The following is a 23,832-nucleotide window of genomic DNA, read 5'->3' as shown; positions in this document are numbered from 1 at the left end:
GCGCGTCTCACCACAGCCGCTCGTCGCCCAACCCACCGGCGATCACGACAACCGGCAACGTAAGCACCAGGACCGACGCCACCACTGCCGGCACCGTCATCCCACCGACCGCAGCGGTCACGCCCCCCACTGCCACCGCGACCACCAACTGCACGAGCCGCACCACCAGCATCTTCCGCTGCCGCAGAACAGCTTCCACCATCACCCGAGGCAACCCGCGCATCGCCCGCCCGAGCATCACCACCAGCAGGACGGCGCCGACCCCAGCCACCACCCTGGGAACCACGGTGGCATGGCCGTCCTGACCGAGCGTGTACGCGAAGATGACCGCGAACGCGACGATCAACACCACCCATGCCGACTTCCGCAGCATTCCCCCGACCAGCGCACCGATGTTCTGCCGCACCACCTCTCGGTACGACGAATCCAGGTTCGCCGCGGCAACGAAACCGCGCATCGCGCTGGCGCGCCGTCCCCTCGCGTGCTCCAGCAGGGCCAAGCTGTGCACGGCGTCGGCATGCTCCGGATGTCGACGCAGCGCCTCGCGATACTGAGACTCCGCCGCGTCGCGCTGACCCGACGCCGCCAGGATGTCCCCGCGCAGCACCAACGAGTCGACGTCCGACGGGTTCAACCCCACAGCGGAATCGACGGCCGCCAGAGCCTCTCGCGGTCGCCCCGCAACCTGCAGCAGTCGGGCGTATCCGTAATACGCCTGATGACTCGACGGATACGCGCTCACCGTTCGCCACGCCATCGACAACGCCTCGTCCACCCGCCCGAGCATCTCGAGCGCGCGGGTGTACACCCGCATCGTGTGCTCGTTGTCCGGGTCGACCGACAGCGCCGCGTACGCGCTCGTTGCGGCGGCCGCCCAGTCCGACAGCCCCAGCTTCGCCCTCGCGTACGCCGTCAGCAGCCGTGGATCATGCGGCGAAAAAGTCAGAGCGGCCCGGATCACCTCGTCGGCACGCCGGTAATCACCTGCAGCGAAGCACGTTTCGGCCGCACGCAAGGTTTCCTCAACGCCACCGAAGCCAGCAGTCATCGACAGCGGACTCTACGGCACCTCCGGCGTCTACGCCGAGACCGCACCCGTCTCGGCCACGAGCGACGCCGCGACGTCGTGCACGGCCGCGACCAACTTCGGCATGACCTCGCTGTCGTACCACCGCAGCCACTGCGCGCAGGAATCGGCGTGCCCGTGCAGCATCTCCACGGCGAACGGATCGATGCGCGGACGGCGGGAATCGAACATCACCGTCACCGCACCCCAGTTGCGGCCGTCCTCATCGCACATCGGCACCGCGAGCTCGGCCTGCACACCGGAGGCGGCCAGCACCTCCATATCGGTGAAGCCGTACAGCGGGGATACAGCGACGTCGTCTACCCGCGCGACCTCGCAGTGCGCGGTCGCGTACCCGGCGGCCGAGCCCCCGTCCTCGACGAAACTGAAGTGGTGGCGGAACTGCTCGGGCAAACCGGTGTGGCTCTCGATGCAGAGCCCGCCGAACGTGGCGTCACGCAACTGCACCGCACCGGCCTGCCCACCGAACAGGTCGACGGCGGTGGTCAGCAGATCGGCCAGCACATCCGAACGTTTCGGCACGCTGCCGCGGCCGCGCAGCGAGAACGACAGCCCGGGCGCCGGGGTGCGCTTCGCGGTCGGCGTATCGGCGTCGGCGTTGATCACCGCCGCGGACAGGTGCCGCAGTTTGACGTCGTAGCGCTGCGACACGGTCAGCAGCGCACGAAATGCCGTGTCGCCGTCGGGGATTCCGTGTGCTTCCTGCAGCCGGGCGACCGCGCGGCTCACGGCGGCGTGCGAGATGAGATTGATCGGCGCCACCAGCGCCGTCTCGTTGAAGCTCTGCTCGTCACCGATATGCACGTCGGCCATCCCGCGTCCTTCCCTCAAGTGAATGTGAGCTCTCAATACCCCGAGGTTCTCGCCGCGAAACGGAGGTCACCGTCATGTAAGACCCGAGTCAGAACCGTCCACAGTTCGGGGCCGTCGGCACGCCCTTGAACCGGTCGGCGATCCACTGCATGGCCGGCTCCCCGTCGACGAGCATCGGCAGCCCGTGGTTGACCATCGCCTTGTTCAGGAACGGTGGTTGCTCGTTGGTGCGCGCCTCGACGTCGGCACCCTGCGCACACCAGTCGCGGCCCATCTGCATGGCCGCGGCCCACGGCACCAAGGGGTCGAACCGGTTGGCGTTGATCAGCACCGGCGCGTTCGGTTTCGTGCGGCCCAGCCTCTGCTCTTCGAACAGCGATGCGAACGGTTCCTGCTCGACGACCGTGAAGATGTCCTGATTGAAGTACGGCTGCAGGTGGCGGAACATGAATTTCGTGAGCGTCTCGCCGACGCACTGATCCTGCACCTTGAAGAGAAGGTCGGTCCCACGCGGGGTCAACGTCGCCCGGATCGCCGCCTCGTGCTCGGGGTAGGCCGCGATGATCCCGTTCAGCGCATAACCCACCGCCCCCACCAGCGCGCTGCCGTCGGCGAACGGGAACAGCGCCTTCAGATCGGCCGGCGGTGCGCCCGCGTACGTGCCGACGGTCCGCAGTTCCGGTGCGTAATCCTGCGCCATCTCCGCCGCAGACGCCGCCGCTCCCCCACCCTGCGAGTAACCCCAGAACGCCACGGGCCCATCGGCTTCCAGCGACGTGTCGGGCAGCCGCTTGGCCGCCCGCGCGGCGTCGAGCATGGCGTGGCCCTGCGAGACCCGGCTGACGTAGGTGTGCAGACCCGGGGTGCCGAGACCCTCGTAATCGGTCATGACGATCGCGAAACCGCGCGCGACCATCGTGGCGACGAACATCTCCTCGTAGTTGAACGCGATGTCCAGATACGGCGACCAGTGGATGCCCTGATTGAACTGTCGCGACGGCGCGCACTGGTCGCCTTGGCCCTGTGTGCCCGGCCCGTACACGATCAACGGGCGCGGCCCTGGATGCGGCCACGGGTTGTGCGGTTCGAAGTAGATTCCGGTGACAGCCACCGGATTGCCGCGAGCGTCGTTGCTGCGGTACATGATTCGCGTACCGTCCGCCACGATCATGCCGAGCGCGCCAGACGGCTCGAGCACCAGGCGCGACGGTTCGGTGCGGATCAGATCGCCGGGCGCCCCCGGCGGCAACGGGTCGGGCGGGGTGTAGAACGCCTGGTACTCGTCCTCGTTGAAGTACGGGTGGTGGTCGTCGATCGTCGGATCATCGGCGGCGGCGGGGCCTGCGGTTCCCACCGCGGCGGCGAGCAGGCACAGCACGATGCAGACATTCCGGATCCCCCACCCCACGAACCGACCCTAACGACGAACGTGCGCCCACTGCGGGAGTTTTCGAGAATTCCCGCGGTGAGCGCACGTTCGGCGCAGCGTGTTCTAGTACCGGTAGTGCTCCGGCTTGTAGGGGCCTTCGACGTCGACGTTGATGTACTCCGCCTGCTCCTTGGTGAGCTTGGTCAGCGTGCCGCCGAGCGCCTCGACGTGGATGCGCGCCACCTTCTCGTCGAGATGCTTGGCGAGCCGATACACCGCGTTGTCGTACTCGTCGTTCTTGGTCCACAGCTCGATCTGCGCGATCACCTGGTTCGAGAAGCTGTTGCTCATCACGAACGACGGGTGACCGGTCGCGTTGCCCAGGTTGAGCAGCCGGCCCTCGGACAGCACGATGATCGCCTTGCCCGAGTCCCCGAAGGTCCACTCGTCAACCTGCGGCTTGATGTTGATCCGGGTGGCACCGGAGCGTTCCAGGGCGGCCATGTCGATCTCGTTGTCGAAGTGGCCGATGTTGCCCAGGATCGCATGATCCTTCATCGCCTTCATGTGATCGAGGGTGATGATGTCCTTGTTGCCGGTCGACGTGATGACGATGTCGGCATCGCTGATCGCCTGCTCGACGGTGACGACGTCGTAGCCGTCCATCAGCGCCTGCAGCGCGTTGATCGGGTCGATCTCGGTGACCTGGACGCGGGCGCCCTGGCCGGCCAGCGACTCGGCGCAGCCCTTGCCGACGTCGCCGTACCCACAGATCAGCACCTTCTTGCCGCCGATGAGGGCGTCGGTGCCACGGTTGATGCCGTCGACCAGCGAGTGGCGGGTGCCGTACTTGTTGTCGAACTTGCTCTTGGTGACCGAGTCGTTGACGTTGATCGCCGGGAACGGCAGCTCGCCGGCGGCCTCGAACTGGTACAGGCGCAGCACGCCGGTGGTGGTCTCCTCGGTGACGCCCTGGACCGACTCGGCGATCTTCGTCCACTTGGTCTTGTCGGTCTCGAACCGCTCACGGAGCAGGTTGAGGAAGACCCGGTACTCGGCGGAGTCGTCGTCCTCGGCGGGCGGGACCACGCCGGCCTTCTCGAACTGCGCGCCGCGCAGCACGAGCATCGTGGCGTCGCCACCGTCGTCGAGGATCATGTTGGCGGGCTCACCCGGCCAGGTCAGCATCTGCTCGGCGGCCCACCAGTACTCCTCCAGCGTCTCGCCCTTCCAGGCGAAGACCGGGGTGCCCTTGGGCTCCTCCGGGGTGCCGTGCGGGCCGACGACGATCGCGGCGGCCGCATGGTCCTGGGTGGAGAAGATGTTGCAGCTCGCCCAGCGCACCTCGGCGCCGAGGGCCGTCAGGGTCTCGATGAGCACCGCGGTCTGCACGGTCATGTGCAGCGAACCGGAGATGCGGGCGCCCTTGAGCGGCTGCACGTCGTGGTACTCACGACGCAGTGCCATCAGGCCCGGCATCTCGTGCTCGGCCAGGCGGATCTCCTTGCGGCCGAATTCGGCCAGGGACAGGTCGGCCACCTTGTAATCGATGCCGTTGCGGCTGTCGACCGTCAGTCGCTGCTCAGTCGTGGTCATGTACTTCCTTCTCGCTTCTCGTGCGCGCGTGTGGTCAGCTGAAATCATTCACCGATCGGGGCTCTGCGTCTTCGCCGGCCGCGGATCCTGTTCGATAACACCGTAGCGCTCCGCGAACGGTGTCATCAGACGGGCCAGGTCACCGGCCACATCGTGGTCGGCTTCCGGGGGCATCGAGACGTAGCTCATCGCCAGGCGCACGATCGCCCGCGCCAGGATCCCGGCGTCCTCGTCGCTGGCTTTAACCCAGCTGTGTTGGAAGGTGGCGGTCAACCGCTCCGAGCAGCGGGTGATGATCGGACCGCTGTCGGTGGTGATGATCTGCAGCAGGTCCGGTTTGGTGTCCCCCGACAGCAACGAGATCACCAGCGGGTCGGCGGCCGATTCGGTGAAGAACGCGCGGAAGCCCTCGAGGAACGCGGCGTACACCTCGCCGATGTTGCCCTCGATCGCCTCGTCCACCGCGTCGACGAGGCGATCGGCCAGGCGCAGCGCGTAGCCCTGGGCGAGACCCTGCCGGGAGCCGAATTCGTTGTAGATGGTCTGCCTGCTGATGCCTGCCGCCTTCGCGACGTCGGTCAGCGTGATCGCCGACCAGTCGCGGCTGCGCAGCAACTCGCGCATCCCGTCCAGGATGGAGTCGCGCAGCAGGACGCGCGACGCCTCGGCGTAGGGCACGCGTGCGCGGGAAACCACACGCGCGACCCTATAGGTCATCCTCGGGCGACCTCCACCATCTCGAAATCCGACTTGGCCGCGCCGCAGTCCGGGCAGCTCCAGTCGTCGGGGATGTCGTCCCAGCGGGTGCCCGGTGCGATGCCGTCCTCCGGCCAGCCCTTGGCCTCGTCGTACTCGAAGCCGCACTGCACGCAGACGAACAGTTTGTAATCCATGGTCTTCCTCTCCTGGGGGTCGTTGACCCTGCGCTCACGGTCCGAATGTGCGAGTGGGGCACGCCGTGAACGCAGAGTCAACGATGGTCAGACGGGTTCGAAATCGGGTTTCTCGCGTACCGCGCAGTCCGGGCAGAACCAGTCGTCGGGCACGTCGGCCCATGCGGTGCCTGCCGGGAGACCCTCGCGCGGTTCGCCTTTGGCCTCGTCGTAGACGTAGCCGCAACCGGGGCAGCGGTGCGCGCTCATGCGGGCACGTTCGTGCTGTAGCGGGCAAGCACCGCCTCACGCATCCGCGGGTGGATGTTGACGCGGGTGATGTCGCCGCCGTAGTGCGCGAGCACGCGGTGGTCCATCACCTTGCGCCACAGCGGCGGGAAGTACGTCAGCGCGATCATCGACGCGTACCCGCTCGGCAGGTTCGGGGCGCCCTCCATGCTGCGCAGCGTCTGGTAGCGACGCGTCGGGTTGGCGTGGTGGTCGCTGTGCCGCTGCAAGTGGTAGAGGAACAGGTTGGTCACGATGTGGTCGGAGTTCCAGCTGTGCACCGGCGCGCAGCGCTCGTAGCGGCCGCTCTCGAGTTTCTGGCGCAGCAGACCGTAGTGCTCGAGGTAGTTGACGGTCTCGAGCAGCGTGAAGCCGAAGACCGCCGAGATGACGATGTACGGGAGCAGCGCCCAGCCGAACACCGCGACCAGCGCGCCGTAGAACACCACCGACATTGCCCAGGCGTTGAGCACGTCGTTGGACCAGTGCCATTTACTCTTGCCGGCGCGGTCCAGGCGTTTGGCCTCCAGCTCCCACGCCGACTTGAGCGAACCCCACACGCTGCGCGGCAGGAATTCCCAGAACGTCTCACCGAAGCGTGCGGACGCGGGGTCCTCGGGGGTGGCGACGCGGACGTGGTGGCCGCGGTTGTGCTCGATGTAGAAGTGTCCGTAGCAGGTCTGCGCGAGCGTGATCTTGCTCAGCCAGCGTTCCAGCGAGTCCTTCTTGTGCCCGAGTTCGTGCGCGGTGTTGATCCCCACGCCGCCGAGCAGACCCACCGACAGGGCGAGTCCGATCTTCGCGGGCCAGCCGAGTCCGCCGTCGAAGCCGAGCCAGCTCAGGTCCGACGCGGTGAACAGGTAGGCGCCGAGGATGACGCTGGCGTACTGGAACGGGATGTAGGCGTAGGTGCAGTAGCGGTAGTACTTGTCGTTCTCCAACCGCTCCATCACCTCGTCGGGCGGGTTCTGCCCGTCCGGTCCGAAGCGCAGGTCCAGCGCAGGCAACAGGCCGTACAGCAGGATCGGCCCGATCCAGAACGGCACTGCCGCCGCGCCATGCCAGCCCTGCTGGTTGAGCGCCCACACCACCGGCAGCATCACGAACAGCGCCGTCGGGGCGATCAGTCCCATCAGCCACAGGTAGCGCTTGCGGTCGCGCCATTCGACGAGTTGCGGTTCTGCGGTCACCACACACCTCCTAGTCAAGCCATCGTGCGATGACTTGACTATAGAGGTGACTTTGTCGTTCGTCTAGACACAAAACATCGTTTTGTAAAATCGCTTACTCGGTGACGGCCTCGCGCTCGCGCTGGGCCATGACCGAGTGGCGCCGCCCGTAGAGGAAGTAGACGCCGATACCGATCGCCATCCAGATGAGGAACCGGATCCAGGTCAGACCGGTCAGGTTCAGCATCAGCCACACGCAGGCGATGATCGCGGCGATCGGCAGGATCGGCACCAGCGGCGCCTTGAAGCCGCGCTCGAGGTCCGGCCTGGTGCGCCGCAGCACGATCACCCCGGCCGAGACCAGCACGAACGCGAACAGCGTCCCGATGTTGACCATCTCCTCGAGCTTGCCGATCGGGAACACCGTCGCCGCGATCGCCACGACCACGCCGACGATCACGGTGATCCGCACCGGGGTGCCGTGTTCACCGGTGCGGGCCAGCTGGCGCGGCATCAGACCGTCGCGCGACATCGCGAACAGCACGCGGGTCTGGCCCAGCATCAGCACGATCACCACGGTGGTGAGCCCGGCCAGTGCGCCGATGGAGATGACGGTCGCCGCCCAGTTCACGCCGTTGGCCTCGAACGCCGTCGCGAGGTTGGCCCCGCTGCCGGCATCGCGCAGTTCGGTGTAGGACACCATGCCCGACAGCACCACCGCGACGGCCACGTAGAGGACGGTGACGATCGCGAGCGACGCGAGGATGCCGCGCGGCACGTCGCGCTGCGGGTTCTTGGTCTCCTCCGCGGTGGTGGCGACGATGTCGAACCCGATGAACGCGAAGAACACGATCGACGCGCCCGCGAGCAGGCCGTACCAGCCGTAGTGGCTGCCCTCGGCGCCCGTGATGAGCGAGAACAGGGACTGTTCGGTGCCCGAACCGCCCTCACCGGATTCCGCGGGCGGGATGAACGGGGTGTAGTTGGCGGCCTTGATGAAGAACGACCCGACGATGACGACCAGCAGCACGACGGCGACCTTGATGACGGTGATGACCAGGCTCACCGACGCGGACAGTTTCGTCCCCCTTGCCAGCAACAGGGTGACGAAGGCGATGATGACCAGCGCCCCCCAGTCCACTTCGAAGCCGCCGAAGTTCGCGACACCCCCGCCGAACCCGAACACGGTGCCCAGGTAGCTCGACCACCCCTTCGCCACCACGGCCGCGGCAACCGCGAACTCCAGGATCAGATCCCAGCCGATGATCCAGGCCATGAACTCGCCGAAGGTCGCATACGAGAACGTGTACGCACTGCCCGCGACCGGCACCGTCGAGGCGAATTCCGCGTAGCACAGCGCCGCGAGGCCGCATGCGATCGCGGCGAGGATGAACGAGATCGAGATGGCCGGGCCGGTCAGGTTCCCCGCCGTCGACGCCGTGATGGTGAAGATGCCGGCGCCGATCACCACCGACACCCCGAAGACGGTGAGGTCCCACCAGCTCAAGTCCTTGCGCAGGCGGGTTCCGGGTTCGTCGGTGTCGGCGATCGACTGCTCGACCGTCTTCGTGCGCCAATTGCCGGCCATGACGTTTCCCTTTCGAAAGAAGTTCGGGTGCGATTCGGGGCCTGGATGTCGTGAACGTACCGAGTACTGTGCACCGATGGGGCGGAGAATTAAACACACGGTCGTCATCGGGGGCAGCATCGCGGGGATGTGTGCAGCCCGGGTGCTGTCCGACTTCTCCGATCACGTGACCGTTTACGAACGCGACGAGCTGCCCGCGGGTCCCCGGAATCGGGCCGCCGTCCCGCAGGGCAGGCACGTCCACCTGCTCATGGCGCGCGGCGCCCAGGAGTTCGAGAACCTCTATCCCGGGCTGCTCGACGACATGGTGGCCCAGGGCGTGCCGATGTTGGAGAACCGGCCCGACTGCATCCATTTCGGGGCGGCCGGCCACGTGCTGGGCACCCACCACACGTTGCGCGAGGAGTTCACCGCGTATGTGCCCAGCCGCCCGCAACTGGAATGGCAGATCCGCAGGCGCACCACGGCGATCCCCAACGTGACGGTGGAGAAACGGTCGGTGCACGAACCGCTCTTCGATCCGGCCGCCGGCCGCGTCACCGGAGTACTGCTCGACGCCGACGACGGATACGACACGGTGCCCGCCGACCTCGTCGTGGACGCGACGGGGCGCGGCACCCGGCTGCCGGTGTGGCTGACGCAGTGGGGCTTCGAACGGCCGCACGAGGACACTGTCGAGGTCGGGATCTCGTACGCCACCCAGCAGGTGCACATCCCCGACGGCCTGCTGGCCGAGAAGGTGGTGGTGGCCGGCGCGTCGGCCGACCATCCGCTGGGTCTGGGCATGCTGTTCTACGAGGACGGCAACTGGAACATCACCACGTTCGGCGTCGGCAAGGCGACTCCCCCGCAGAACTTCGCCGAGATCTGCGACCTGGTCGACGCCATGGCACCGGCGCACGTCGCCGCCGCGGTGCGCTCGGGAACGCCATTGGGCGACATGGCTTTTCACAAGTACCCGACCAGCCGCTGGCGCCGCTACGACAAGCTGCGACGGCTCCCGGCGGGCATCCTGCCGTTCGGGGATGCGGTGGTGAGCTTCAACCCGACGTTCGGTCAGGGGATGACGATGACGTCGTTGCAGGCCGGTCACCTGCGCCGCGCGCTGCAGCACCGGCAGCCGGATCTGGTGCGCACATTCTGCAGGGCGACCGCCAAGACGACGTTCCCGGTGTGGCAGATGAACGCGATCGGCGACCTGACGCTGCACCGCGCGAGCGGGCCGATGCCGAAGTGGTACGGGCCGGTGGGCAGCCTGTTCGACCAGTTCCTCGGCGCGGCGGAAACCGATCCCGTGCTGGCCGAGTGGTTCCTGCGCCGGTTCAGCCTGCTCGACAGCCTCTACATGGTGCCGTCACCGCGTCTGGTGGGCCGCACCGTCGGCCACAACATGAGAATGTGGTTGGCCGAACGGCTGCCGTCGAAACGCCGGACCCTGGAATTCGCGCCGAGCCGCTGATCAGATCCCGACGGTGACGCGGAACAGCGTCGTCGGCTGCTGCGCCACCAACCGGATCGGATCCTCGTCGGCGGTCACCCAGGCGGCCGTACCCCGCTGCAGGCTCAGGGTGCCGTCCCCCTTACCGTGCACCTCGACACCGCCCTCGGTGCACACCAGCACCTGCGGTCCGTCGTGACGCGACGGCGCGTCGACCTCGTGCCCGATGTCGTCGCCGTCGAGCCGCAGCACCGACACCGCGAATTCCGGTGCGGGCGTCGAGTATTCGAGCTCGACCCCGTCGCCGGCGACCTGAGGACGCAAAACGAGGTCGGGGGTCGGCGTGAAGTCGAGCACCCGCAGCAGCTCCGGCACGTCGACGTGTTTGGGCGTCAACCCGCCGCGTAACACGTTGTCGGAGTTGGCCATCACCTCCACACCCACCCCGTGCAGGTAGGCGTGCAGATTCCCGGCAGGCAGGTAGATGCCCTCCCCCGCCTCGAGCGTGATGCGGTTGAGCAGCATCGCGGCCAGCACACCCGCATCGCCGGGATACCGCTCACCCAGTTCCAGCACTGTCTTGACCTCGGTGGCGAATTCGGTCTGCCCGCCACGGATGTAGTCGATCGCCCCGTCGAGCACAGCGGGCACCAACGTGTCGAGCATCGGCTGCGGCGCCGTGATCCAGGTGGTGAACAACGCGCGCAACCCGTCGGGTTCGGATTGGCCGTGCAGCAGGTTGACGAACGGGTCGAGTTCACCGACACCGAGCGCGCGCATCAACTCCACGGTCCGCGCGACGGGGCGGAACCCGGCGAGCGCCTCGAACCGGTCGAGCGCCACCAGCAGTTCGGGTTTGTGGCTGCGGTCGCGGTAGTTGCGCATCGGCGCCGACACGGGAATGCCGAGGCGTTCCTCGCGGTCGAAGCCCTCCGCGGCCTGCTGGGCGCTCGGATGCGCCTGCAGCGACAGCGGTTCGTCGGCGGCGAGCACCTTCACCAGGAACGGCAGGGTCTCGCCGAATCGGCCGACGACCGTGGCGCCGAGCTGACCCTCGGGGTCGGCCTGCAGCGCCTCGAGCAGTGACACCTCACCGCCGTCGGCCTGCAGGTACGCCGGATCGCCCGGATGCGCGCCGAACCACAGTTCGGCCTCCGGATGCGCTGTCGGACTTGGCCTTCCGGTGAACTCCGCAATCGCGGTCCGCGAACCCCAGGCATAGGTCCGCACCGCTCCCCTCAGCAGATGCACCCGCTCAGCCCCGAACCAGTCGCAGGTAGACCGCCGTCATCTCCAACCGCACCGCCAGTTTCGCCAATTGTTGTTCCATCCCCCTGCCGCCGGCCGGGATCTCCGGTCCGTCGGGTACGTCCTCGGCGTTGACCACGTCGATGTCCTCGTAACCGCTGACCCGTGCGGTCACCAATGGCCGCTGCGCATCGGCGGTCAGCACGAACGTGCGCTTCCGCCGCGGCAGCGGTCCGTCGAGTTCCTCGTCGTAGAACAGCGACGCCTCCCGGTTCGCGCCCGCCGCGCCGAATCCGGCGCGCAGCGCGACCAGCACATCGCCGAGACCGACGGCGGCCACCGTCTCCTGCGCCACCCGCAGCAGCACGGCCGCACCGTGGCGGGCCAGCGCGAGCATCGCCGCGTCGTCGCCTGCGAGGACGACGTCCCGCCCCGAGAAGCGTTCGGCCAGTGCCTTGGCCGGGTTGGTGAACATGTCCCGGCCCGCGCTGTTGCGCAGCGCCTCGGCGTCGAGTTCGTCGGCGAGCCCGGCCAGGTCGACCCGCAGCCCGCTGTCGACGACCTGCAGCACCGCCAGCCCCACCGCGAGGTAACGGGACAGGCCGAAGTCGTCGGGCACCCACAGCCGCGGCGCCAGTACCACCGCGCGCCCCGCCGTCGCGTCGCGCAGCGGCCCCTCGTAGGGGGCGGCCACCACGACGCGGGCCCCGCGGCGCACACCGGTGGCCGCCGCCGACACGAGTGCCGGGTCGCCCGGATCGTCACCGGCGACCACGAGCACGTCGAGCGCACCGATCCACGACGGCGCCTCGGCCATCGTCACGATCGGCGCGGCGACCGCCGAGCCGAAGGCCGCGGCCAGCATGGCGCCTGCGGTCTCCGCGGCGCCACGGCCAGCCAGCCAGATCACCGTGCGCGGCGGCTGCCCGGACCGCAACGGTTCGAGCAGACCCTCGTCGAGCGCGGCCGCGGTCGCCCGCACCTGGGCACCCGCCATCGCCGCCGCCCGCAGCAGCCCCTCGCGGTCAGCGGCCAACAGGCCCTCACCGTCGTCGAGGTCCACCACGGCGGCGGACGATCCGGGGCCGGACGTCACGTCGATGTCCCACCTCGAGCGGAGATCTCGGCCTGCACGGTCTGCGAGACCAGGCCGACCACCTCGGCGACCTCCTCGGCCGTGCGGGCCTCGACGTTGAGTCGCAGCAGCGGTTCGGTGTTGGAGGTGCGCAGGTTGAACCACCGGCCCTCGCCCAGGTCGACCGTCACCCCGTCGAGGTGGTCGATGGCGTTGATGCGGGTGCCGAACGCCTTGAGCACGGCCTCCACGCACGCGGGCGCGTCGGCGACGGTGAAGTTGATCTCGCCGGAGGCCTCGTAGCGCTGGTAGTCGCTCATGAAATCCGACAGCGGGCGGTCCTGCTCGCCGAGCGCCGCCAGCACGTGCAGTGCGGCGAGCATCCCGGAATCGGCGCCCCAGAAATCGCGGAAGTAATAGTGCGCGGAGTGTTCCCCACCGAAGATCGCCCCGGTCTCGGCCATGAGCGCCTTGATGTAGGAGTGGCCGACGCGGGAGCGCACCGCCGTGCCGCCGCGCTCCGCGACGAGTTCGGGCACCGCCCGCGAGGTGATGAGGTTGTGGATGACCGTGGCGCCGATCTCGCGGCCGAGTTCGCGGCCGGCCACCAGTGCGGTGACCGCCGACGGCGACACCGCCTGCCCCTTCTCGTCGACGACGAAGCAGCGATCGGCGTCCCCGTCGAAGGCCAGGCCGATGTCCGCACCGGTCTCCAGCACGTAGGACTGCAGATCGACCAGGTTGGCGGCGTCGAGCGGATTCGCCTCGTGATTGGGGAAGGTGCCGTCGAGTTCGAAGAACAACGGCAGCAGCGTGATCGCCGCGATGGGACCGAGTACCGCGGGGGTGGTGTGCCCGGCCATCCCGTTGCCCGCGTCCACGGCGACGCGCAGCGGGCGGCGTCCGGAGATCGGCACCAGCGAACGCAGGAAGTCGCCGTAGTCGCCGAGGACGTCACGGTCCGACGCGGTGCCGCGCGGCCCGTCGTGGGTGGGCACGCCCGCGATGACCTGTTCGGCGATCTGCGCCAGCCCGGTGTCGCGGCCGACCGGTTTGGCGCCGGCGCGGCAGAGTTTGATGCCGTTGTAGGCGGCCGGGTTGTGGCTCGCGGTGAACATCGCGCCGGGACAGTCCAGCAACCCGGAGGCGAAGTAGAGCTGATCGGTCGATGCCAGGCCGATGCGGACGACGTCGAGCCCTTGTGCGAGCACGCCCTCGGCGAAGGCTTCGGCGAGAGCGGGGGAACTCGCCCGCATGTCGTGGCCGATGACGACCTGGCTCGCACCGTCGGCGACCAGGCGGGCGAAGGCACCGCCCACGTCGGCGACGAATGCCTCGTCGAGTTCCTCGCCGACCAGGCCACGCACGTCATAAGCCTTGATGACGCGATGCACCGTGGCAGCCGGCCGAGACATACAACTCCTTGGAGACGGGGACGTTTCCGTCAGCCTATCCGCACCGGGACACTCGCTGCCGTCCCTGTTCCGGGACCATGGGGCGTCGGCGCCCGTCAGTCGGCGGGGTCGGGCAGGACGCGCAGATGGCCGCGCCTGCGGCCGGTCGGCTCGGGGCGTCGCACGGGCGGCGCCAGCAACGCTCCGCTCTGGGCCCCGCCGGTGGGATCGGAGAATCCGGCGACCACACCGCCGTTCGCGGACGCGGTCGACTCACGGCCTTCCCGGACCGCATCGGCGAGCGCCACCAGGTCGTCGTCATCGGAGTGGGCGGGCAGCGGTCCGGCGTGGCGGACCAACTCCCAACCGCGCGGCGCGGTGATGCGGCCCGCGTGCCCCACGCACAGATCCCACGAGTGCGGTTCGGACACGGTGGCCAACGGGCCGACGACAGCGGTGGAGTCGGAGTAGACGAACGTCAACGTCGCCACCGCATAGTGGGGGCACCCGGGCCTGCAGCAGCGACGGGGAACATTCACGAACGGAAGGCTATCGCGGGACAAACGTCACGTGGTACCGGACACGCGCAGTGTCGGACTGCCCGATAGCCAACCGTTACGATCGGTGACCGTGGCCGAGCGCAACCGCTGGAGATCCCGCCGCGGTCGCGGAATGCGGGGTCCGCTCCTTCCACCGACGGTGCCGGGGTGGCGCAGCCGCGCCGAGCGGTTCGACATGGCGGTGCTGGAAGCCTACGAGCCGATCGAGCGGCGGTGGCAGGACCGGGTGTCCGGATTGGACGTCGCGGTCGACGAGATCCCGCGCATGGCGCCGAAGGATCCGGAGAGTGTGCAGTGGCCCCCCGAGGTGGTGGCCGACGGGCCGGTGGCGCTGGCCCGCTTGATACCGGCAGGCGTCGATGTCCGCGGTAACTCCACGCGGGCGCGAATTGTGTTGTTCAGGAAGCCGATCGAGCGCCGGGCCAAGGACTCCGACGAACTCGCCGATCTGTTACATGAGGTGCTGGTGGCTCAGGTGGCCACATATCTGGGAGTCGAACCGTCCGTCATCGACCCCACCATCGACGACGAAGACTGAGCACGGCCCCCGCAGGAGGGGTCGGTCGGGTCAGATGATCCCGCGCTTGAGGCGACGGCGCTCACGCTCGGAGAGCCCACCCCAGATGCCGAAGCGCTCGTCATGGGCCAGCGCGTAGTCGAGGCATTCGTCCCGCACCTCGCAGCCCATGCAGATCCGCTTGGCCTCGCGGGTCGAACCACCCTTCTCGGGGAAGAACGCCTCGGGGTCGGTCTGCGCGCACAGCGCGCGTTCCTGCCAGAGATCGTCGGCTTCCTCCGGTTCGGCGTCGATGACGCGTTCCGGGACCAGGCTCAGCTGGGGCCGACCCATGGCCGCCATAGACGCGGCCCCGGTGTCGGTGTGTGGCGCCCCGCCGACGGAGCCGAGTAGCCGGCTGTCGAACCGGACCACGCGATCGAATTCGCTTCGCTCAAAAGACATTTCCCGCCCCTCCTCACTCGGTGTCGTAGATCCACGTGGCCCCACTCGGTGCTGTACGGCCATCCAATTCGAACAAGTGATCGAATCTCGGTCTGCGACACCGAAATCGGTTGGCCAACCGGGAAATGACACTGGTGTGATTACACACGCGTTGCGAGCTGGGGTCAAGCGATGGAACTGGTTTTCATACCACCTTGTGACACTTCTGCGGCGCGTCGGAAATATCGGCGTGTCCGCCCCGTGACCACGTGGGTGCAACCGCGGGCCGCCGCACCGCCTAGTCTCGTTCGATGTGAAGGTCACTGTTCTGGTCGGCGGCGTCGGCGGCGCACGCTTCCTGCTCGGCGTGCAGCGCCTGCTCGGCCTGGGACAGTTCGGCACGGACAACACATCCGAGGCGCCCGAACACGAGCTGACCGCGGTGGTCAACGTGGGCGACGACACGTGGATGTTCGGGGTGCGGATCTGCCCGGATCTCGACACGTGCATGTACACCCTCGGCGGTGGGATCGACCCCGAGCGCGGGTGGGGGCACCGCAACGAAACCTGGCACGCCAAGGAGGAACTGGCCGCCTACGGCGTCCAGCCGGACTGGTTCGGCCTCGGCGATCGCGATCTGGCGACCCATCTGGTGCGCAGCCAGATGCTGCGCGCGGGCTACCCGCTGTCGGCGGTGACCGAGGCGCTGTGCGACCGGTGGTCGCCCGGCGCCCGACTGCTGCCCGCCAGCGACGACCGCGCCGAGACCCACGTGGTGATCACCGACCCCGGCCCGGGTGAGCAGGCGGGGGAGCGCCGCGCCATCCACTTCCAGGAGTGGTGGGTGCGCTACCGCGCCAAGGTGCCCACCCACAGCTTCGCCTTCGTCGGCGCCGAGAAGGCCGTCGCCGCACCCGGAGTCACCGACGCGATCGCCGACGCCGACGTGGTGCTGCTCGCACCGTCCAACCCCGTCGTCAGCATCGGCTCGATCCTCGCCGTCCCCGGTATCCGCGGCGCACTGCGGTCGACGCAGGCCAAGATCATCGGCTACTCCCCCATCGTCGCTGGAAAACCGTTGCGCGGCATGGCCGATGAATGCCTGTCCGTGATCGGCGTCGCATCCACCTCGGAGGCGGTCGGACGTCACTACGGTGCCAGGTCGGGAACCGGCATCCTCGACGGCTGGCTCGTCCACGAGGGTGACACCGCGCAGATCGACGGGGTGGCCGTCGAGGCGGTGCCGCTCCTGATGACCGATCCGGCGGCCACCGCCGAGATGGTCCGGGCCGGGCTCCGGTTGGCCGGGGTCTCGTTGTGATCGACCACGGGGCCGGTTCCGGCGCCATCGAACACGGTTCCGCGGGCGCCGTCGAACTGCTGCCGGTGCCGGGACTGCCGGAGTTCCGCCCCGGTGACGATCTGGCCGCCGCGCTCGCCGGGGCCGCGCCGTGGCTGCGCGACGGTGACGTCGTGGTGGTCACCAGCAAGGTGGTCTCCAAGTGCGAGGGCCGCATCGTCACCGCGCCGGAGGATCCCGACGAGCGGGACGCGTTGCGGCGCAAGCTCATCGATGACGAGGCGGTGCGGGTGCTGGCCCGTAAGGGCCGCACGTTGATCACCGAGAACGCCATCGGACTGATCCAGGCGGCCGCCGGCGTCGACGGATCCAACGTCGACACCCGGGAACTGGCACTGCTGCCGGTCGACCCCGACGGCAGCGCCGCACGCCTGCGCGACGGGCTGGCCGAGCGACTCGGTGTCACCGTCGCCGTCGTGGTCACCGACACCATGGGACGCGCGTGGCGCAACGGCCAGATCGATGCGGCGATCGGTGCGGCCGGCCTGAGTGTCCTCTACGGCTACGCCGGCGCCCGCGACGCGCACGGTAACGAACTGATCGTGACCGAGGTCGCCGTCGCCGACGAGATCGCCGCGGCCGCGGACCTGGTCAAGGGCAAGCTCACTGGCATCCCGGTCGCCGTCGTACGCGGGATCTCGTTGCCCGACAACGGTTCTACCGCCCGCGACCTGCTCCGCCCCGGCGAGGAGGACCTCTTCTGGCTGGGCACCGAGGAGTCGATGCGCCTGGGCCGCGGCCAGGCCCAGCTGCTGCGCCGCTCGGTGCGCCGATTCACCGACGATCCGGTGCCCGAGGACATCGTCACCGACGCCGTCGCCGAGGCGCTCACCGCCCCGGCCCCGCACCACACCCGACCGGTCCGCTTCGTCTGGGTGCAGGATCACGACACCCGGATCCGGTTACTCGACCGCATGAAGGAGAACTGGCGCGCCGACCTGTCCGCCGACGGGCTCTCGGCCGACGCCGTCGAGCGCCGCCTCGCCCGCGGTCAGATCCTCTACGACGCACCGGAACTCGTGATCCCGTTCCTGGTGCCCGACGGCGCCCACGACTATCCGGACGCCGCGCGTACCGCCGCCGAGCACACCATGTTCACCGTCGCGGTCGGCGCGGCCGTGCAGGCGTTCCTCGTCGCGCTCGCGGTCCGCGAGGTCGGCAGCTGCTGGGTGGGGTCGACGATCTTCGCCGCCGATGTGGTGCGTACCGAACTCGACCTGCCCGCCGACTGGGAGCCGTTGGGCGCGGTCGCCGTCGGCTACCCCGCCGAACCCGAGGGGCCGCGCGAACCCGTTGTCCCAGAAGGACTTCTGGTGCGCCGGTGAGCCTGCACTCGTCGGCGGTCGACCTGCTGACCCGGTGGGCGGCGCCCGACCCGGCGCAGGACTCGATGCGCCACGCCGTGCTGGCGTTCCTGGCCGCCCGGCCCGACGGATGCCTGCGCGCCTGCGAACCCGGGCACGTCACCGCATCGGCACTCGTCGTCGACCACACCGGCACCCACGCGGTGCTGACCCTGCACCCACGCTTCGGCCGCTGGCTGCAACTCGGCGGGCACTGCGAACCCGAGGACCCCGACGTCGTCGCCGCCGCCCTGCGCGAGGCCACCGAGGAGTCCGGGATCGACGGTCTGGTCATCGACCCGGAACTCGCTGCGGTGCACGTCCATCCGGTGACGTGCTCGCTGGGCGTGCCGACGCGACACCTCGATCTGCAGTTCGTGGTGCGCGCCCCGGAGGGCGCCCGCATCGCCCGCTCCGACGAATCCCTGGACCTGCGGTGGTGGCCGCTCGACGCGTTGCCGCCCGAGACGGACTTCGGACTCACCCAGTTGGCAGCCGCGGCGCGGCGACGCGGTCAGACGTCGGTGGAGTAGCGGATCCCGCCGTCGGGGATCACCACACCCGGCCAGACCCGCGCTCCGCGCAGCAGTTCGCAGCGGGCACCGATGTCGGCGCCGTCGCCGATCACCGCATCGCGGATCAGCGCGCGCGGACCGATGCGGGCGCCGAACCCGATGATCGACCGCTCGATCACCGCACCGGCCCCGACGTCGACCCCGTCGAAGATCACCGCACCGTCGAGCCGGGCCGCCTTGATCTCCGCGCCGCGGCCCACCACCGTGCCGCCGATCAGCAGCGCACCCGGTGCCACCGACGCGCCGTCGTGGACGAGCGACTCGCCCCGGTGGCCCTGCAGCGCGGGCGACGGCGCGATACCGCGCACCAGATCGGCCGAACCCCGCACGAAGTCCTCCGGAGTGCCCATGTCCCGCCAGTACGTGGCGTCCACGTAGCCGCACACCCGCAGCCCGTCGGACAGCAGGTTGGGGAACACCTCCCGCTCGACCGACACGGGCCGGTCGCGCGGGATGCGGTCGATGACCGAACGCTTGAACACATAGCAACCGGCGTTGATCTGGTCGGTCGGCGGATCCTGCGTCTTCTCGAGGAACGCGGTGACCACCCCGTCGCCGTCGGTCGGCACACAGCCGAACGCCCGAGGGTCGCCCACCCGCACCAGGTGCAGGGTGACGTCGGCGTCCTTGCTCACGTGGCTGTCGAGCAGTGCGCCAAGATCGCACCCCGACAACACGTCGCCGTTGAACACCATCGCGGTGTCGTAGCGCAGCTTGTCGGCGACGTTGGCGATCGCGCCGCCGGTGCCCATCGGCTCGTCCTCGAAGACGTACTCGATCTGCAGTCCGAGCTTGGATCCGTCACCGAACTCGGCCTCGAAGACGTCGGCCTTGTACGCCGTGCCGAGCACCACATGCTCGATGCCGGCCGCGGCGATGCGCGACAGCAGGTGGGTCAGGAACGCCAGCCCCGCCGTCGGCAACATCGGTTTCGGCGCCGACAACGTCAGCGGCCGCAGCCGGGTGCCCTGTCCCCCAACGAGTACGACGGCGTCGACCTCAGCCGGATTCACCATCACCTGTCCCCCTTGCCGTCCGCTTGTTCCCGACGAGCTTTCCGCACCACCAGACCCGCCCGCACGGCCAGCGCGCCCTTCATCGCCCCCCGCAGCGGGGCCTGCCACCGGTGCGGGTACCGATCAGACAAGAAAGTGTAGGTGCTGCGGTGGTGGGCAGCCAGGTTGCGGGCCGGATCCCGACCGGTCGAGTGGCCCTTGTCGTGCAGGATCTCCGCCGACGGCACGTAGACGTTGAGCCAGCCCGCCCTGCCGAGCCGGTCGCCGAGGTCGACGTCCTCCATGTACATGAAGTAGCGCTCGTCGAAACCGCCGATCTGGTCGAACGCCGCGCGGCGCACCAGCAGACAGCTCCCCGACAGCCAGCCGACGGGACGTTCACTGGGCTCCGCGTGGTCCTGGCGGTAGGCCGCGGTCCACGGATTCGACTTCCAGAACGGTCCGACCACCGCGTGCATGCCGCCGCGGACCAGGCTGGGTAGATGCCGCGCCGACGGATACACCGAACCGTCGGGGTCGCGGATCAGCGGTCCGAGCGCACCGGCCCGCGGCCACCGCTCGGCGGCCTCGAGCATCAGGTCGATAGACCGCGGACCCCACTGCACGTCGGGGTTGGCGACTATGAGGAACTCGTCGCCGTCGTGTTCAAGCGAGGCCACCGCACGGTTGACCGCGGTGCCGTAGCCGAGGTTGCCGCCCGTGCGCAGCAGCCGGACGTTCGGATAGCGCTGCACCGCCTCTTCGGGTGCGCCGTCGGTCGAACCGTTGTCGGCCATCACGACCGACACCGGCCGGTCGGTGGCCAAGGCCAGTGTGGCCAGGAACCGGTCGAGGTGCGGACCCGGTGAATACGTCACGGTGACGACGACCAATTCGTCACTCATCCGATCGACCACCCAGCACGGCGTAGAGGGTAGCGGCCCGTCACCCGGCCTCCTGCAACGCCGAGACCAGCGCCTCCCGCCACGGGCGCAGCGGGGTGAGACCGGACGCCGCCGACCCCGCGCCCGAGAGCGCCGAATACGCAGGCCGGCGCGCCGGGCGGGGGAAGCGGTCGCTGCCGACGGGCCGCACCCGCTCGGGGTCGGCGCCCACCGCCTCGAACACCGCGCGGGCCTGGTCGAAGCGGCTGGCCTGCCCCTCGTTGGCGGCGTGCAGCAGGTGCCCGTGGACGCCGCCGTCGGCGATCTCGAGCAGCGCGGCGGCCAGGTCGTGCGCGCTGGTGGGCGATCCGATCTGGTCGGCCACGACCTCCACGGTGTCCCCGCCCGCGGCCTTGCGGCGCATCGCCGCGACGAAGTCGGTGCCGTCGGCGCCCTCATACACCCACGCCGTGCGCACCACGTATCCGCGGGGCAGCCCCTCGAACACCGCCCGCTCGCCCGCGAGTTTGGTGCGCCCGTAGACGCTCAGCGGTGCGGTCGCATCGTCGATCTCGTACGGCCGCGGCGGCGCCCCGGCGAAGTCGCCGCTGAAGACGTAGTCGGTCGAGATGTGGACGAGCCCGGCGCCGACCCGCGCGCACGCGGCCGCCAGGTGGCCGGGCCCGATCGCGTTGACCGCTTCGGCGCGATCCGGATCGGACTCCGCACCGTCGACGTCGGTGAAGGCCGCGCAGTTGACCACCACATCGCCGTTCCGCACCACCGCGGCGACGGCCGCGGGATCGGTGATGTCGCAGTCCACGGAGGTCAGCGCCACCACCTCGCGGTCCTGGCGACGTGCTTGACCTGCGAGAACGCGGCCCACCATGCCGCCGGCACCGGTGATAACGAGACGTTGCGGCATGGGTGTGAGTTTGGCACGACCCCTGGCGCGCCGACGATCGCTACCCCGTGCGCGAAGCCCCGGCCAGTAACCTGGGCTGATGCCCGCTCGTGTCCTACGTGCCGTCGCTGTGACGGTGGCCCTTGCCGTGGTGCTCGGGACCGGGGTGGCGTGGAGCCGTATCCGGTCCTTCGAGGACGGCATCAACCACATCAGCTCTCCCACCCTCGGCGAGGGCGGCGAGGACGGTGCGATCGACATCCTGCTGGTGGGGTCCGACAGCCGCACCGACGCGCACGGCAATCCCCTCTCGGAGGAGGAACTGGCCACCCTGCGCGCGGGCAACGACGTGTCCACGAACACCGACACGATCATCCTGATCCGCATCCCCAACAACGGGGAGTCGGCGACGGCCATCTCCATCCCCCGCGACTCCTACGTCGAGGCGCCCGGGCTGGGCAAGATGAAGATCAACGGCGTCTACGGTTCGGTGCACCTCGAGAAGCTCAAGGAGCTCGTCGAGGAGCAGGGCATGGATCCGGCCCAGGCCGAACCGCTGGCGGTCGAGGACGGTCGCGAAGCGCTCATCAAGACGGTGGCGAACCTCACCGGTGTCACCGTCGACCACTACGCCGAGATCGGCCTGCTCGGGTTCGCATTGATCACCGATGCGCTCGGCGGTGTCGACGTATGCCTCAAAGAGCCCGTCTACGAACCGCTTTCGGGCGCCGACTTCCCCGCCGGCTGGCAGAAGCTGAACGGGCCGCAGGCGTTGAGCTTCGTCCGGCAGCGCCACGATCTGCCGCGCGGCGATCTCGACCGCGTCACCCGGCAGCAGGCGGTCATGGCCTCCCTCGCCCACGAGGTGATCTCGAGCAAGACGCTGTCCAGCCCGGCGACGCTGAGCCGGCTCGAGGCGGCCGTCCAGCGTTCGGTGGTGCTCTCCGACGGCTGGGACATCATGGATTTCGTCGATCAGCTGCAGAAGCTCGCCGCGGGCAACATCGCCTTCTCCACCATCCCGGTGCTGCGCGAGGACGGCTGGAGCGACGACGGCATGCAGAGTGTCGTGCGCGTCGAGCCCACGGCCGTGCAGGAGTGGGTGACCAGCCTGCTCGACGAGCAGGACGAGGGCAAGACCGAGGAGTTGGCGTACACCCCGGACAAGACCACGGTCGAGGTCGTCAACGCCACCGACATCAACGGACTCGCCGCATCGGTGTCGGCGGTGTTGTCCCAGAAGGGGTTCACGCCCGGCCCCACCGGCAACCACGAGGACGGACCGGTCGACAGGACTCAGGTGCAGGCGGCCAAGGCCGACGATCTCGGCGCGCAGCAGGTGGCCAAGGATCTCGGTGGGCTCAGCGTGGTGGAGAACGGCACCGTGGCGCCCGGCACCGTGCGCGTGGTGCTCGGCGATGACTACACCGGACCGGGATCGGGTCTCGACGGCACCGATCCGACGCTGCTGGCCGCCGACCCGTCCGACGCGGGGCTCGGCGACGGCACCGTCGATCCGGCCGCGCCCCCGCCGCCCCCGCAGATCATCACCGCGGGTTCCGACGATCCGGAGTGTGTGAACTGACCGTCACCGCAGCACTTCTCGGGCCGCTGCTCGACTCCGATCCGGCCGGTCCGAGCATCACCTACTACGACGACGCGACCGGCGAGCGCATCGAGGTGTCCGCCGTGACGCTGGCGAACTGGGCCGCCAAGACCGGCAACCTGCTTCGCGACGAACTCGGCGCCGGACCGGGCAGCCGGATCGCGATCCTGCTGCCCGCCCACTGGCAGACCGCGGCGGTGCTGTTCGGGCTGTGGTGGATCGGCGCCGAGGCGCTCGTCGGTGGCTCGGTCGGCGGCGCTATCGACGGTGCAGACGTGGCGCTGTGCACGGCCGACCGCATCGACGAGGCCGACGCCGCGGTGGGCGCCGGCGAGATCGCCGTGTTGTCGCTCGATCCGTTCGGCAGGCCGGTGGCCGACCTGCCGGTGGGCCTGACCGACTACGCCACCGCGGTCCGGGTGCACGGGGATCAGATCGTCCCCGAGCGCAGCCCGGGGCCCGCGCTGAACGGGGACTCGGTCGACGACGTCCTGGCCGCCGCGCGGCAGGCCGCGGACCGGGCGGGCTTACAGCAGCGCGACCGGGTGCTGTCCACCGCGGAATGGCTCACGGCCGGCGACGTCGTGGCACGCCTGCTCGCCGTCTACGCCGTCGGCGGTTCGTTGGTGCAGGTGGCGCATCCGGACCCGGCTGGACTGGACCGTCGCAGGGCGATGGAGAAGGTCACCCGAACGCTGGATTGACCTCACGGGTGATGCACAGCAACG

General features: G+C 69.2%; 24 protein-coding genes. 7 read left to right on the top strand and 17 right to left on the bottom strand.

Annotated features, from left to right (window positions below; translation table 11 throughout):
* Window positions 1-7: 7 nt before the first annotated feature.
* From AU194_RS02395 to AU194_RS02355, 9 genes are all read right to left on the bottom strand, one after another.
* Window positions 8-1,048 carry a lipopolysaccharide assembly protein LapB gene (locus AU194_RS02395; protein WP_059087621.1) on the bottom strand — a complete coding sequence of 347 codons (1,041 nt, stop codon included), beginning with the start codon at window positions 1,046-1,048 and terminating at the stop codon, window positions 8-10.
* Window positions 1,049-1,078: 30 nt separating this feature from the next.
* Window positions 1,079-1,900, bottom strand: coding sequence for an ANTAR domain-containing protein (locus tag AU194_RS02390; RefSeq protein WP_059087620.1), 822 nt, complete (start codon window positions 1,898-1,900; stop codon window positions 1,079-1,081).
* Window positions 1,901-1,988: 88 nt separating this feature from the next.
* Window positions 1,989-3,296, bottom strand: a complete 1,308-nt coding sequence (locus AU194_RS02385) for a lipase family protein (RefSeq protein ID WP_059087685.1) — start codon at window positions 3,294-3,296, stop codon at window positions 1,989-1,991.
* A 96-nt stretch (window positions 3,297-3,392) separates the two neighbouring features.
* The gene (gene ahcY / locus AU194_RS02380) at window positions 3,393-4,865 is read right to left on the bottom strand and encodes an adenosylhomocysteinase (RefSeq protein WP_059087619.1); all 1,473 of its coding nucleotides are present in this window, start codon (window positions 4,863-4,865) and stop codon (window positions 3,393-3,395) included.
* Window positions 4,866-4,913: 48 nt separating this feature from the next.
* Complete coding sequence (locus AU194_RS02375) at window positions 4,914-5,582, bottom strand: TetR family transcriptional regulator (protein ID WP_059087618.1); 669 nt, start codon at window positions 5,580-5,582, stop codon at window positions 4,914-4,916.
* Window positions 5,579-5,758, bottom strand: coding sequence for a rubredoxin (locus AU194_RS02370; RefSeq protein WP_011768120.1), 180 nt, complete (start codon window positions 5,756-5,758; stop codon window positions 5,579-5,581). The genes AU194_RS02375 and AU194_RS02370 overlap by 4 nt, the downstream gene beginning before the upstream one ends.
* An 87-nt stretch (window positions 5,759-5,845) precedes the next feature.
* On the bottom strand, window positions 5,846-6,007 hold the full coding sequence (locus AU194_RS02365; protein ID WP_059087617.1) for a rubredoxin: 162 nt from the start codon (window positions 6,005-6,007) through the stop codon (window positions 5,846-5,848).
* The gene (locus AU194_RS02360; protein ID WP_231743134.1) at window positions 6,004-7,158 is read right to left on the bottom strand and encodes an alkane 1-monooxygenase; all 1,155 of its coding nucleotides are present in this window, start codon (window positions 7,156-7,158) and stop codon (window positions 6,004-6,006) included. The genes AU194_RS02365 and AU194_RS02360 overlap by 4 nt, the downstream gene beginning before the upstream one ends.
* A gap of 151 nt (window positions 7,159-7,309) precedes the next feature.
* Window positions 7,310-8,782: an amino acid permease gene (locus tag AU194_RS02355; RefSeq protein ID WP_059087615.1), complete on the bottom strand. Its 1,473-nt coding sequence runs from the start codon at window positions 8,780-8,782 to the stop codon at window positions 7,310-7,312.
* A gap of 76 nt (window positions 8,783-8,858) precedes the next feature.
* Between AU194_RS02355 and AU194_RS02350 the strand changes: the two genes are divergently transcribed.
* A complete protein-coding gene (locus tag AU194_RS02350; protein ID WP_059087614.1) occupies window positions 8,859-10,241 on the top strand; it encodes an NAD(P)/FAD-dependent oxidoreductase in 1,383 nt (460 codons plus the stop codon).
* On the opposite strand, the gene manA is transcribed toward AU194_RS02350, so the two are convergent.
* From manA to AU194_RS02330, 4 genes are all read right to left on the bottom strand, one after another.
* A complete protein-coding gene (manA, locus tag AU194_RS02345; protein ID WP_059087613.1) occupies window positions 10,242-11,471 on the bottom strand; it encodes a mannose-6-phosphate isomerase, class I in 1,230 nt (409 codons plus the stop codon).
* Window positions 11,472-11,475: 4 nt separating this feature from the next.
* Entirely contained in the window at window positions 11,476-12,564 is a 1,089-nt protein-coding gene (locus tag AU194_RS02340; RefSeq protein ID WP_059087612.1) for a hypothetical protein, read from the bottom strand.
* The gene (locus AU194_RS02335; RefSeq protein WP_059087611.1) at window positions 12,561-13,958 is read right to left on the bottom strand and encodes a phosphomannomutase/phosphoglucomutase; all 1,398 of its coding nucleotides are present in this window, start codon (window positions 13,956-13,958) and stop codon (window positions 12,561-12,563) included. The genes AU194_RS02340 and AU194_RS02335 overlap by 4 nt, the downstream gene beginning before the upstream one ends.
* 95 nt (window positions 13,959-14,053) lie before the next feature.
* The gene (locus tag AU194_RS02330; protein ID WP_059087610.1) at window positions 14,054-14,476 is read right to left on the bottom strand and encodes a DUF3499 domain-containing protein; all 423 of its coding nucleotides are present in this window, start codon (window positions 14,474-14,476) and stop codon (window positions 14,054-14,056) included.
* Between the two features lie 133 nt (window positions 14,477-14,609).
* Here AU194_RS02330 and AU194_RS02325 point away from each other — a divergent pair, with 133 nt between their 5' ends.
* Entirely contained in the window at window positions 14,610-15,035 is a 426-nt protein-coding gene (locus tag AU194_RS02325) for a metallopeptidase family protein (protein WP_059087684.1), read from the top strand.
* Between the two features lie 30 nt (window positions 15,036-15,065).
* Here the strand turns inward: AU194_RS02325 and AU194_RS02320 are convergent, their stop codons facing one another.
* Window positions 15,066-15,347 (bottom strand): WhiB family transcriptional regulator, encoded by a 282-nt coding sequence (locus AU194_RS02320; RefSeq protein ID WP_197417494.1) that lies wholly within the window; start codon window positions 15,345-15,347, stop codon window positions 15,066-15,068.
* A 403-nt stretch (window positions 15,348-15,750) separates the two neighbouring features.
* Here AU194_RS02320 and cofD point away from each other — a divergent pair, with 403 nt between their 5' ends.
* The 3 genes from cofD to AU194_RS02305 are packed head-to-tail and all read left to right on the top strand — an operon-like array spanning window position 15,751 to window position 18,673.
* The gene (gene cofD / locus AU194_RS02315) at window positions 15,751-16,758 is read left to right on the top strand and encodes a 2-phospho-L-lactate transferase (RefSeq protein WP_059087608.1); all 1,008 of its coding nucleotides are present in this window, start codon (window positions 15,751-15,753) and stop codon (window positions 16,756-16,758) included.
* Window positions 16,759-16,784: 26 nt separating this feature from the next.
* Window positions 16,785-18,122, top strand: a complete 1,338-nt coding sequence (locus AU194_RS02310) for a coenzyme F420-0:L-glutamate ligase (protein ID WP_157575862.1) — start codon at window positions 16,785-16,787, stop codon at window positions 18,120-18,122.
* Complete coding sequence (locus AU194_RS02305; protein WP_059087606.1) at window positions 18,119-18,673, top strand: NUDIX hydrolase; 555 nt, start codon at window positions 18,119-18,121, stop codon at window positions 18,671-18,673. Before AU194_RS02310 ends, AU194_RS02305 begins: the two co-directional genes overlap by 4 nt.
* Here AU194_RS02305 and AU194_RS02300 read toward each other — a convergent pair.
* The 3 genes from AU194_RS02300 to rfbD are packed head-to-tail and all read right to left on the bottom strand — an operon-like array spanning window position 18,655 to window position 21,519.
* Entirely contained in the window at window positions 18,655-19,731 is a 1,077-nt protein-coding gene (locus AU194_RS02300; RefSeq protein ID WP_059087605.1) for a sugar phosphate nucleotidyltransferase, read from the bottom strand. The genes AU194_RS02305 and AU194_RS02300 overlap by 19 nt on opposite strands.
* Window positions 19,731-20,615 carry a glycosyltransferase family 2 protein gene (locus AU194_RS02295; RefSeq protein ID WP_059087604.1) on the bottom strand — a complete coding sequence of 295 codons (885 nt, stop codon included), beginning with the start codon at window positions 20,613-20,615 and terminating at the stop codon, window positions 19,731-19,733. Before AU194_RS02295 ends, AU194_RS02300 begins: the two co-directional genes overlap by 1 nt.
* Before the next feature lie 40 nt (window positions 20,616-20,655).
* Window positions 20,656-21,519 carry a dTDP-4-dehydrorhamnose reductase gene (rfbD, locus tag AU194_RS02290; RefSeq protein WP_059087603.1) on the bottom strand — a complete coding sequence of 288 codons (864 nt, stop codon included), beginning with the start codon at window positions 21,517-21,519 and terminating at the stop codon, window positions 20,656-20,658.
* A gap of 79 nt (window positions 21,520-21,598) precedes the next feature.
* Here rfbD and AU194_RS02285 point away from each other — a divergent pair, with 79 nt between their 5' ends.
* Complete coding sequence (locus AU194_RS02285; RefSeq protein WP_059087602.1) at window positions 21,599-23,083, top strand: LCP family protein; 1,485 nt, start codon at window positions 21,599-21,601, stop codon at window positions 23,081-23,083.
* A complete protein-coding gene (locus tag AU194_RS02280) occupies window positions 23,071-23,808 on the top strand; it encodes a TIGR03089 family protein (protein ID WP_059087601.1) in 738 nt (245 codons plus the stop codon). The genes AU194_RS02285 and AU194_RS02280 overlap by 13 nt, the downstream gene beginning before the upstream one ends.
* Window positions 23,809-23,832 lie beyond the last annotated feature (24 nt).

Origin of the sequence: Mycobacterium sp. GA-2829, assembly GCF_001499965.1 — a bacterium.
In the GTDB taxonomy this organism is placed as follows: domain Bacteria; phylum Actinomycetota; class Actinomycetes; order Mycobacteriales; family Mycobacteriaceae; genus Mycobacterium.
Note: the sequence above shows the minus strand (reverse complement) of the source record. Positions and strands in the feature narration are given on the sequence as shown.